At 40.1% G+C, this 9,633-nt stretch carries 13 protein-coding genes; 8 read left to right on the top strand and 5 right to left on the bottom strand.

All coding sequences use genetic code 11. From position 1 onward, the window contains the following. Positions 1-130 precede the first annotated feature (130 nt). Complete coding sequence (locus tag BIV60_RS29890; protein ID WP_177177386.1) at positions 131-271, bottom strand: hypothetical protein; 141 nt, start codon at positions 269-271, stop codon at positions 131-133. Between the two features lie 229 nt (positions 272-500). Between BIV60_RS29890 and BIV60_RS23730 the strand changes: the two genes are divergently transcribed. After that, positions 501-1,169: a 3-oxoacid CoA-transferase subunit B gene (locus BIV60_RS23730; protein ID WP_071358183.1), complete on the top strand. Its 669-nt coding sequence runs from the start codon at positions 501-503 to the stop codon at positions 1,167-1,169. Between the two features lie 30 nt (positions 1,170-1,199). Here BIV60_RS23730 and BIV60_RS23735 read toward each other — a convergent pair whose 3' ends face one another. Together BIV60_RS23735 and BIV60_RS23740 are read right to left on the bottom strand one after the other, a co-directional pair. Next, the gene (locus BIV60_RS23735) at positions 1,200-2,723 is read right to left on the bottom strand and encodes an MDR family MFS transporter (protein WP_071358184.1); all 1,524 of its coding nucleotides are present in this window, start codon (positions 2,721-2,723) and stop codon (positions 1,200-1,202) included. 21 nt (positions 2,724-2,744) lie between these two features. Beyond that, entirely contained in the window at positions 2,745-3,371 is a 627-nt protein-coding gene (locus BIV60_RS23740; protein WP_071358185.1) for a TetR/AcrR family transcriptional regulator, read from the bottom strand. A gap of 186 nt (positions 3,372-3,557) precedes the next feature. On the opposite strand from BIV60_RS23740, the gene BIV60_RS23745 reads away from it, so the two are divergent. Continuing rightward, complete coding sequence (locus BIV60_RS23745; RefSeq protein WP_071358186.1) at positions 3,558-3,800, top strand: YqkE family protein; 243 nt, start codon at positions 3,558-3,560, stop codon at positions 3,798-3,800. A gap of 64 nt (positions 3,801-3,864) precedes the next feature. Here BIV60_RS23745 and BIV60_RS23750 read toward each other — a convergent pair whose 3' ends face one another. Next, entirely contained in the window at positions 3,865-4,776 is a 912-nt protein-coding gene (locus BIV60_RS23750) for an aldo/keto reductase (protein WP_071358187.1), read from the bottom strand. Positions 4,777-4,839: 63 nt separating this feature from the next. Further along, the gene (gene mciZ, locus BIV60_RS28755; protein ID WP_083402421.1) at positions 4,840-4,971 is read right to left on the bottom strand and encodes a Z-ring formation inhibitor MciZ; all 132 of its coding nucleotides are present in this window, start codon (positions 4,969-4,971) and stop codon (positions 4,840-4,842) included. 72 nt (positions 4,972-5,043) lie between these two features. Between mciZ and BIV60_RS23755 the strand changes: the two genes are divergently transcribed. The 6 genes from BIV60_RS23755 (at position 5,044) to xerD (ending at position 9,534) form a co-directional block, all read left to right on the top strand. Next, complete coding sequence (locus tag BIV60_RS23755) at positions 5,044-5,595, top strand: NUDIX hydrolase (protein WP_071358188.1); 552 nt, start codon at positions 5,044-5,046, stop codon at positions 5,593-5,595. Beyond that, the gene (locus tag BIV60_RS23760; protein WP_071358189.1) at positions 5,595-6,761 is read left to right on the top strand and encodes an endonuclease Q family protein; all 1,167 of its coding nucleotides are present in this window, start codon (positions 5,595-5,597) and stop codon (positions 6,759-6,761) included. The genes BIV60_RS23755 and BIV60_RS23760 overlap by 1 nt, the downstream gene beginning before the upstream one ends. Before the next feature lie 288 nt (positions 6,762-7,049). Next, positions 7,050-7,697, top strand: coding sequence for a stage II sporulation protein M (gene spoIIM, locus BIV60_RS23765; protein WP_071358190.1), 648 nt, complete (start codon positions 7,050-7,052; stop codon positions 7,695-7,697). 108 nt (positions 7,698-7,805) lie between these two features. Beyond that, a complete protein-coding gene (gene fur / locus BIV60_RS23770; RefSeq protein ID WP_071358191.1) occupies positions 7,806-8,276 on the top strand; it encodes a ferric iron uptake transcriptional regulator in 471 nt (156 codons plus the stop codon). Positions 8,277-8,406: 130 nt separating this feature from the next. Further along, positions 8,407-8,634 (top strand): YqzK family protein, encoded by a 228-nt coding sequence (locus tag BIV60_RS23775; protein ID WP_071358192.1) that lies wholly within the window; start codon positions 8,407-8,409, stop codon positions 8,632-8,634. Positions 8,635-8,640: 6 nt separating this feature from the next. Then, entirely contained in the window at positions 8,641-9,534 is an 894-nt protein-coding gene (gene xerD / locus BIV60_RS23780; protein ID WP_071358193.1) for a site-specific tyrosine recombinase XerD, read from the top strand. Positions 9,535-9,633: the final 99 nt, after the last annotated feature.

The raw sequence follows: 9,633 nt of genomic DNA on the forward strand, positions 1-9,633 counted from the left end.
CCAAAAGGTTAAAGAACAACCTTTCGGCCGGCTTGCCATGTGCTATGCCTGAGCCTGATCAAGGCGCCTGCACTTTTCTTAAATAGTAACATAAAAAAAGCCGCAAACTCCATTCGCGGCTCTCGTGATTTTATTGTTCGGCATTTTGTCTTTTTGTTGGGTGGGTTGCTTTTTCCATCTCTTCAGCAGCCATTATCCTTTGGCCCCCGCCTGCTGAGTCCGCATAGTTTTTTCCCTTTTGGCTGTTTCCTTTTTCACGTTTCTGGCTCATCATTAGTACTCCCTTCAAGATGGTTACACCTAATAAGATGCATGAATGGGAGGATGATTATTCATAAAAATTCTAGATTCAATGATTGTTCTTTTTTAGGTGAATTCAGCATCATTTTCCTATTTCAACATTCATATTTTCATTATAGAGGATTTAAATTTCATTGGCGGGGGCAAGAGGGATTATCCAATGTAGGTTAGAAACTAGTGAATCGAAAGGAGAGAGAGAAATGGCAAATGAAAAGGTCACTGTCAGGGAGAGAATTGCGATAAGGGCCGAGAAAGAAATCGAAAACGGCTTTTACGTTAACTTAGGAATCGGTATGCCAACCCTTGTAGCCAACTATATGTCAGAAAACAAACAAGTGGTCCTGCAATCGGAAAATGGACTGCTTGGAATTGGACCGTATCCAGGCGAAGAAGAGGTCGACCCGGATTTAATCAATGCCGGAAAGGAGACGGTAACAGCCATTAGCGGTGCCGCTTATTTTGACAGTGCTGAATCATTTGCGATGATTCGCGGGGGACATATCAATCTGGCCATCCTCGGGGGAATGGAAGTTTCAGAAACAGGCGATCTGGCAAACTGGATGATTCCTGGGAAAATGATTAAGGGAATGGGCGGGGCCATGGATCTTGTCCATGGAGCACAAAAAATCATTGTCATTATGGAACATGTCAATAAACATGGAGAATCAAAAATTTTAAAAAAATGTACCCTTCCGTTAACAGGAAAAGGGGTCGTCAATCGGGTCATCACAGAGCGGGCTGTCATGGATGTGACCGATTCCGGGCTAAAGCTTATTGAAGTGGCAAAAGGATTCACGGTTGAAGAGGTCGTTAACTCAACTGAAGCCGCTTTAATTGTGGATGAAAATGTGTTAGTCGATGCTTATTAAAAAAATAAAGCAGGCGATTAGCCTGCTTTATTACTTATTTTTCCCTGCTGCTTGCATTTTTTGATAGGCGACAGGGTCAAACCGTGCAGACCCCGCAAAAAGAGCAGTGAATAATCCAATGGCAGCAGCACCTACAAGGAACCAGAAACCAAGATGGATGGAATCTCCAAGTGCATTTTTTAACATGGATAGAATATGCCCCGGGATTTGGCTACTTGTACGAAGGAGAACCTGTGGATCCGTAAACATTTCTAATTTATCGGCTGGCACCCCTAATTTTGGGGCTTCGCTTTGAATGGCAGCCTGCATATGGCTGTTAACCAATGTAGCCATGATGGCAGTACCAAAAACTCCGCCAATGGAACGGAAGAATGTGACCGTAGAGGTTGCAATTCCCCGATACCGTTCCTCTGCTGAAACGGTAACAGCGGTTTGGGCGATCGGCATTAAAATTCCAATTCCTGCACCAATAACAACCATATCGATTCGCATTACCCATTGATTGGCATTAAGTGGCATACCCGTCATAAAAATTAAGCCAATTCCGGCAACTACCATTGAGGCAATCATATTAATGCGCCAGCTTAACTTTGTCATTAAAAAACTGCTGATGGATGCCCCAACCATAATCGAAAACATCATCGGTGTTAGGGCATTACCGGCATCTCCGACATCACCGCCTAATCCCCCCTGGACAAATAAAGGGATATATAAAAGTGCCCCAAACATGACAACCCCTTGAATAAACGTTACTAGACTTGCAGAAGCAATCACGCGATTACGAAATAAACTAAGTGGAAGGATTGGTTCCTGAACCTTTATCTCTGTGATAAAGAAAGCAATAATACTAATCGTACCCAGTGCAAACAACCCGATGATTTGCCAAGAAGACCATTCATAGTCCACACCGCCCAGTTTTAAAGCTAGTAAAATGGAAATGGTGGAAATAACCAGGAGAAGCGAACCCACATAGTCGACGTATTTCTTTTCTTCATTTTTTTGCTCAAATAAGGCCCAAGTCAGGATCGCAAAGGCAATGATCCCAAATGGAAGATTGATATAAAAATTCCAGCGCCAGCTTAAGTGGGTGGTAATAAATGAGCCCAATGTCGGCCCTACTACGGAACTTAGGGCGTACACACTCATAAACAAGGCTTGGAATTTCCCCGCCTTATCCTGCGGCATTAATCCAAATAGGAGTGTAAAGGTAATGGGGAGAAGAAATCCCGCACCAATCCCTTGAATTCCTCGAAAAATAATTAATTGCTCCATTGTCCCCGCTGCCCCGCATAAGGCGGAACCTCCCAGGAACAATATTAGCCCGGTTAGGTAAAAACGTTTTCTGCCATACATGTCAGAGAGTTTTCCGACAATCGGCATAATGGCCGTTGAGGCAAGCATGTAGATGGTAAATACCCAGGAAATCATATCAAGGCCTCCAAGTTTTTCTACAATGGTTGGCAATGCGGTTGTGACAATGGTTTGATCAAGGGATGATAAGAAGATACTAAGAAGCAATGCCCCCATAATCCAGTTAACGCGGTTATTTTTCATTTTCCTTCTCCCCTTTGTAGCTTATGTTAAAAATCCGTTAAACAAAACATCCATGGTTTGTCGGATAAAATCCTTTGTTTCTGCATCCTCCAGCTTTAATTCTTTACCTGTCATAGTAAACATTGCTCCTGATATCCCACCCCAGAAAATTTGCGAGAATAAATAGGAATCCCCTTTGCGGATAATGTCTTGCTCCATTGCTTCCTGGAAGGTGTCGGCTAAAGGTTTGTGGATATTAAGGACGAAGTTTTTAGCGATTTCATCCGCTCTTTCGCCAAATACAGCGGGAATGTCCTGGTATAAATCGCGAAAAAAATGAACCATTGCCGGATCTTGTGCAGCGGTATTCAAATAATGCAGGGCGTACTGCTGTAATCTTTTCAGTGGAGGCTGGTCATTTTTTAATTTGGTGCTTACGAATTGCACGGCTGCCGCCAAGGTCCCCTCAAATAATGTTTGGAATAATACATATTTATCCTTGTAATAGTAATAAACAAGACCACGGGCAATTCCAGCCTTTTTGGCAATTTCCCCAATTTCAGCAGCTAAGAATCCTTTTTCTAAATACACTTCACGGGCAGCCCCCAGAATTTGGCTGGTGCGTTGCTGTCTAATTTCTTCGTTTTGTTCAGGTGTTCGTGGAGACATTCTTTTTGCACTCTCCTTTTTTAAAATTGACGTGTTTGTCAATTTAAAATATATGTTATTTTGACGTAAGTGTCAATGAAAAAAAGAGAATTTTTTCCACCCGTTTTTTTAAGATAAATCTAAAGCTGTTTTATTGTGTCAAGTGGTATAATAGTGGAAAATTCGTATGAAGGGGGAGGCCTAAGCGTGAAAAAACAACCGAAACAGAAACCAAAAAAAGATGAATCCGTCGTTACGCTAAAAGATATGATGGATCCCAATTTCCTGAAGCAGCTTAAAGAGCAGCAAGAGCAATTGAAGATTGAGGAAGAGAATAGAAAAGCGGAAGAAGAGTTTAAAAAACGGGAAGAAAGAAGATTAAAAGAAAAGAATAAATCGTTTGAAGAGCTGTTAAACGAGAGCGGCATGAACTGGAAAGATTTTAAATAGGGTTCAAAATGTCCTTCATATAACAATAATCAACCCACTGGACAACGCCCAGTGGGTTTTCATTTTACCGATGTTCCTGATAAACGCTTGCCTTTGTCAGCTTTTTAATAACGGCAATCTCCTCATCTGTCAATGCCCTGCTTCTAACAGCCGCCACATTGCTTCTTACCTGTTCCGGACTGCTCGCACCGGCAATCACCGAAGCAACGGCCGGGTTGGCCAAATTATATTGTAATGCAACCTCCGTAAATGAACGAGAAGAAGCAACCTTTTCTTTCAACGATGGCAATAATTCCCGCAGTTCCTCCAAGCTATAATCTAAATAACCTTTTTCAGTAGCTTTGTCAAGCATTCGATCACTAAGAAGACCTTTGGCAAGTGGCCCCCGGGTTACGACACTAATTCCATGCTCAGCAAGAAGCGGTATTGCCGCTTCTTCCGGACGACGGTCCAAAATACTATATTGCATCATTACTGAAACGATTTTCGATTCCTTTACATATTCACGAATGACGTTTGGACGAATGGAAGAAATTCCATAATAACGAATATAGCCCTCTGCCTTCAATTCCTCAAACGCCTCAACCGTTTCTTCAATCGGATCCTGAATTGTTCCGCCATGAAGTTGGTAAAGATCTATATAATCAGTACCGAGCCTTTTCAAACTGTTTTTTATTTGTTCTTTTATGTAAGGCTTGGATGGATCCCACGACCAGCTGGTTCCTTCACGATTCCAGCGGTTTCCTACTTTCGTGGCTATAATCACTTTATCCCGTACATGCTTTAAAGCAGCACCTACAAGTTTTTCGTTTACTCCGAAATCGTATAAATCAGCAGTGTCAAAGTAGTTAATACCCTCATCTAAAGCAGTATCAATAATATAGGAGGCCGCTTTTTCATCGGTGCCGATGGACATGCAGCCAAGACCCAATTCAGTTACAAACAAATCAGAATTACCCAGTTGTCTTTTTTTCAAAATATCCCCCCGTTCTTTTCCTATAATTTTATAAAAGAATAGGGGAGACTACAAACGGAACGATTACTTTGGCGAAACAACATTAACCCAGTCAGTAACATAGACAAATTCTTTGTTATATTCCTTAAGTTTTTGCAGTATTTCCCATCCTTTACCAGCAAGAATAACGCCCTTCTCGTGTACATACACCTTCATTCCATACCCCTCCACATAAAATATGGTAAAATGTATGGCGTAGATTAGCGGATTAGAACAGGAGTGACAAGAATGGACAATCTTGAAGAAAAAACAATTCATTCAGAAGAAATTTTTTCCGGAAAAGTCGTCAGACTCGAGCTACAAGAGGTTGAACTTCCAAATGGAAAAAAAGCGAAACGGGAAATTATTAAACATCCTGGTGCAGTGGCGATCATCGCCATCACCGATGAAAATAAAATCATCATGGTAGAACAATACAGGAAAGCATTAGAACGAACTATTGTTGAAATTCCAGCGGGTAAGCTTGAAAAAGGGGAGGATCCGGCTGAGTGCGCCCTTAGAGAATTAGAGGAAGAAACAAGTTATGTCTGTGAATGCCTTGAGCTCCTGACATCTTTTTATACCTCACCAGGTTTTGCAGATGAAATCATTCATGTTTATCTTGCAAAAGGACTTTCAAAAAAAGAGAATTCAGCCGAACTTGATGAAGATGAATTTGTAAATATTGAGGAATTGACGCTGGAAGAGGCTATTCAATATATGAAGGACCAAAAAATCTATGATGCCAAAACCATCTATGCCGTTCAATATTTGCAATTACAAGAGGCGCTGGCGAAATAATGAGAAATTACTATGTGGATTTACATATTCATATTGGCAGGACATGGACAGGAAAGCCCGTTAAAATTACCGGTGCCAAATCCTTAACCTTTACCAATATCATTGAACATGCAAGACATGAAAAAGGGTTAAATATGGTGGGGATTATTGACTGCCATTCCCCAGAAGTGATTTTGGAGATGGAAAACCTCATTCAAAGCGGAGATCTTTCCGAGCATCCTGGTGGCGGTTTAGTTTTTGGCGATTTAACGGTGATTCCTGGATCCGAATTGGAAATCTATGATGAACAATGTAACGGACCGATTCATATACTGGGCTTTTTTCCAACACTGGCCATTATGAAGGAATTTTCCTCATGGCTCTCAAATAACCTGAAAAATGTTCAACTAAGCTCACAGCGGGTATATGTAACTGGCATGGAGCTGCAAAAAAAGATTAAAGACTTAGGCGGGATTTTCATCCCGGCCCATGTATTTACACCATTTAAAAGCTTATATGGTAAAGGCGTTAATCGTTCCTTAACAGAGGTTTTTAATCCAGACTTAATTGATGGAATCGAGCTTGGTTTAAGTTCAGATACAGACATGGCGGACAAAATAGGGGAAATTCACAAATATACATTTGTAACGAACTCAGATGCGCATTCCCTCGCAAAAATTGCCCGAGAATATCAAGTAATCACCATGGAGGAGCCAAGCTTTAAGGAATTGCAAAAAGCCTTAAATGGTGAGGACGGCCGAAGGATTGTTGCCAATTATGGACTTGACCCGCTGCTCGGAAAGTATCACAAGACCGTTTGTGCAGCATGCTTAAATCCCGCAAACGAGGGTGATCAAATTTGTACACTTTGCGGGAACAAAAAAATTATTAAAGGTGTGGCTGACAGGATTTTAGAATTAAAAACAGCAGAAACCGGATCTGCGAATCGTCCGCCATATGTTCACCAAGTACCTTTGGAATTCATCCCCGGATTAGGACCAAAGTTACTTCAAAAACTCGTTAATCATTTTGGCAGTGAAATGGCGATTCTGCATGAGGTCCCGGCTAAAAGCTTAAAAGAAGTAGTTCCTCCCAAAATTGCGGAATTGATCCTGAAAGCGAGAGAAGGAAAAATTAATCTGGCGGCAGGCGGCGGCGGAAAATACGGAAAAATAGCGGATCAATAGATAAAGTGAAACTTCAATCAGTGGGGGGTTTTTTTCATCCCCCACTGATTGTTAGTTGAACCAATCGGGCTTTTACGGGCAGTTCATCCCCCACTTATGCTTCCTGTTTCCACTCTAAGCCTTGAAGTGGGGGTCTTACTGCCCGTTAATGCGGGATAAATGTCGAAAGTGTCTGACCCCCAGGGTCAGACACTTTTCACTATTATTTCTATTAATTTTTTCGTCATAGAAATGATGGTAGAGCATAAGTATGTAATAATTGATTGTCCGAATAGGGAGGAAACGCAAATGAAGAAACGATTGTACCAGTCCGATGCCGCCAGTTATTTCCGAGAGCATTCCTCAATTTTTTTATTTATAATCGTGTTATTCCTAATGGGTGTTATTTTTGGTGCCATTGTGGTAAATAGCATGGGAATTACGCAAAAAGAAGATTTATTCTACTATTTATCACAATTTTTTGGACAGATTTCAACTGGAAAAGTAGCTGAAACGAATGATTTATTTTTCCAAAGTTTCTTTCATAATAGCAAATTTATTGGACTCATGTGGATTTTGGGAATTTCCATCATTGGTTTGCCGGTCATTCTCATTCTTTTATTTTTAAAGGGCATGGTAGTAGGCTTTACGGTTGGGTTTTTAGTTAGTCAAATGGGCTGGAATGGATTTTTACTTGCATTTGTATCCATACTTCCGCAAAATTTGATTATCATTCCAGTGTTTATTATTATGGCAGCATTTTCAGTTATTTTTTCAATCAGGATGATTAAAAAGCAGTTTTTAAAAAAATATGGGCAGCCTATCATGCCATTTTTCAAACGCTATATTGTTGCCCTATTGGCGGCAGTAATTTTCATTTCCGTTGCATCAGGAATTGAAGCTTACATGTCTCCTTGGTTAATGAAAACAATTATCAGTTCAACTAATTTAAAATAATTACCTATTAATAATATTTATAAATTGTTGTTTATAATAATTTTATTTTGAATCTCTTTACCCATCTGTTATAATGTGAATTAACAGTGGCGAGGGAGGGACTTCGGGATGGAAACTAGACTAGAAAGAATAAAGAAACAGTTGCACTCGTCAAGTTATAAGCTGACACCTCAACGAGAAGCGACCGTTCGAGTTTTACTTGAAAATGAAGAGGATCATTTGAGTGCGGAAGATGTGTACCTCCTCGTGAAAGAAAAATCGCCGGAAATTGGCTTAGCAACTGTTTATCGAACTTTAGAACTTCTGACAGAATTAAAAATTGTCGATAAAATTAATTTTGGTGATGGTGTATCACGATATGACCTTCGACAGGAGGGGGCGGCACACTTTCATCATCATCTTGTATGTATTGAATGCGGGGCTGTGGATGAAATTCAAGAGGATCTCCTTGAAGATGTAGAAGAAATAGTTGAACGCAGATGGAATTTTAAAATCAAAGATCATCGTCTCACCTTTCATGGCATTTGCTACCGCTGCCAAGATAAAAAAACCGAACAGGAAAAAACAGAGCAAGAATAAACGAGTCCTTTTACATAAAAGGGCTTTTTCTATTTAAATAAATTTCTCCCAATTCAGGCTTAAAAAGGTATAAAACTTGTACAATTTGGCATACCTTTTAGTATTATGAAGCAATTTGGGGGAAAACAGGATGGTTTCTTTTTTTAAAATCGCATTTCAAACCATAAAGGTTTTTATCATTTTCACTGGATGCACGATTCTCTTCTATTATGGTATCATGTGGGTAGGTCAGGAATATCAAAATTATCACCGCTATGATGTGCCGGAGGGTGCAGCATTAAAGGTTTCCAGTGAAGTGAAGAACGAAAATCTAACTTGGTTAAACCGGTTGATTTTGTTTTATTTAAATGGGGAGTAGTAGATGATGGAAGATCAATTAAAAAATTTTATACACTTTTTACTAGTGGAAAAGGGTTTATCCAATAATACACTCGTGTCCTATGAACGAGATTTAAAGAGTTATATCCGTTTTTTGCAAAATGTTGAAAGAATATCCTCATTTAATCTTGTCCAGCGTGCGCATATTGTTCAATTTCTTAGTTTTTTAAAAGAACAAGGGAAATCTTCAAAAACAATAGCGAGACATATTGCCTCCATTAGAGCCCTGCATCAATTTTTATTAAGAGATAAAGTTGCGGATCAAGATCCCTCCGTCCTAATTGAAGCTCCTAAATTCGAAAGGTCGCTTCCTAAGGTATTAAGTCTGGAGGAAGTAGAATTATTGCTAGACTCGCCAAAGGAAAATAATCATTTTGGAATGAGAGATAAGGCCATGCTTGAGCTTCTTTATGCAACGGGAATCCGTGTCAGTGAATTGATTGATCTTGATATTGATCATGTTCATTTAACAATGGGGTTTGTCCGATGTAGTGGAAAAGGGAATAAAGAACGGATTATTCCATTAGGCAGTAAAGCTGCGGAAGCGATTAGGCGTTACTTGGAGAATGGGAGACGGCAGTTTGTTACAAAAAAACATCAGGATGAGGCACTATTCTTAAATCATCAAGGAAGAAGATTAACGCGGCAAGGATTTTGGAAAATACTAAAAAAACTTACTAGAGAAGCGGGGATTGAAAAAGACCTAACACCGCATACGCTCCGGCATTCCTTTGCAACTCACCTGCTTGAAAACGGAGCAGACTTGAGGGCAGTGCAAGAAATGCTAGGGCATGCTGATATTTCCACAACACAAATTTATACACAAATGAGCAAAACCAGGTTAAAGGATGTATATAGCAAATACTTTCCGCGTGCTTAATAGAATTGCAGCTTAATTTTATACATTTATAGACTTTGAGAATTGTCCAGTGCAAGCGTCCTGCCCCTCGAGGGAAAAAATGAACTGCTTTTTTCCTAG

Source organism: Bacillus sp. MUM 116 (assembly GCF_001866655.1).
In the GTDB taxonomy this organism is placed as follows: Bacteria; Bacillota; Bacilli; order Bacillales; family Cytobacillaceae; genus Neobacillus.